General features: G+C 55.0%; 1 rRNA gene. It reads left to right on the forward strand.

Annotated elements, in window-relative coordinates:
* A 23S ribosomal RNA gene (locus ACHA8N_RS05165) occupies nt 1-1,372 on the forward strand; the annotation flags it as partial.
* Nucleotides 1,373-1,394 lie beyond the last annotated feature (22 nt).

The following is a 1,394-nucleotide window of genomic DNA, read 5'->3' on the forward strand; positions in this document are numbered from 1 at the left end:
CGTCAGGCACCAAAGTCGAGGAACGATGCGGAGTCCCGTAGGGACGAAGGTCACGATTTCACACTGCCAAGAAAAGCCTCTAGTGAGGTGGAAGGTGCCAGTACCGTAAACCGACACAGGTAGGCGGGATGAGAATTCTAAGACGCGCGGGATAACTCTCGTTAAGGAACTCGGCAAAATGGTCCCGTAACTTCGGGAGAAGGGACGCTCTACATGAGTAGAGCCGCAGTGAATAGGCCCAAACGACTGTTTAGCAAAAACACAGGTCTCTGCTAAATCGCAAGATGACGTATAGGGGCTGACGCCTGCCCGGTGCTGGAAGGTTAAGGGGATGGGTTAGCGCAAGCGAAGCTTTGAACCGAAGCCCCAGTAAACGGCGGCCGTAACTATAACGGTCCTAAGGTAGCGAAATTCCTTGTCGGGTAAGTTCCGACCCGCACGAAAGGCGTAACGATTTGGGCACTGTCTCAACGAGAGACCCGGTGAAATCATAGTACCTGTGAAGATGCAGGTTACCCGCGACAGGACGGAAAGACCCCATGGAGCTTTACTACAGCCTGATATTGAGGCTTTGTGCATGATGTACAGGATAGGCGGGAGACGTCGAGACCGGAGCGCCAGCTTCGGAGGAGTCACCCTTGGGATACCGCCCTTCATGCATAGAGTCTCTAACTCGCAGCCGTCATCCGGCTGGAGGACCGTGTCAGGCGGGTAGTTTGACTGGGGCGGTCGCCTCCTAAACAGTAACGGAGGCGCCCAAAGGTTCCCTCAGAATGGTTGGAAATCATTCGTAGAGCGCAAAGGCAGAAGGGAGCTTGACTGCGAGACCTACAAGTCGAGCAGGGACGAAAGTCGGGCTTAGTGATCCGGTGGTTCCGCATGGAAGGGCCATCGCTCAACGGATAAAAGCTACCCTGGGGATAACAGGCTGATCTCCCCCAAGAGTCCACATCGACGGGGAGGTTTGGCACCTCGATGTCGGCTCATCGCATCCTGGGGCTGGAGTAGGTCCCAAGGGTTGGGCTGTTCGCCCATTAAAGCGGTACGCGAGCTGGGTTCAGAACGTCGTGAGACAGTTCGGTCCCTATCCGTCGTGGGCGCAGGAAATTTGAGGAGAGCTGTCCTTAGTACGAGAGGACCGGGATGGACGCACCGCTGGTGTACCAGTTGTTCCGCCAGGAGCATCGCTGGGTAGCTACGTGCGGACGGGATAAATGCTGAAAGCATCTAAGCATGAAGCCCCCTCCAAGATGAGATTTCCCTTTGAGTAATCAAGAAAGACCCCTCAGAGACGATGAGGTAGATAGGTCACGGGTGGAAGCATGGCGACATGCGGAGCTGAGTGATACTAATCGGTCGAGGCCTTGTTCTAGCAGATGATCTTGTTGATGACT

The organism is Exiguobacterium sp. S22-S28, assembly GCF_043359615.1.
Lineage (GTDB): Bacteria > Bacillota > Bacilli > Exiguobacteriales > Exiguobacteriaceae > Exiguobacterium_A.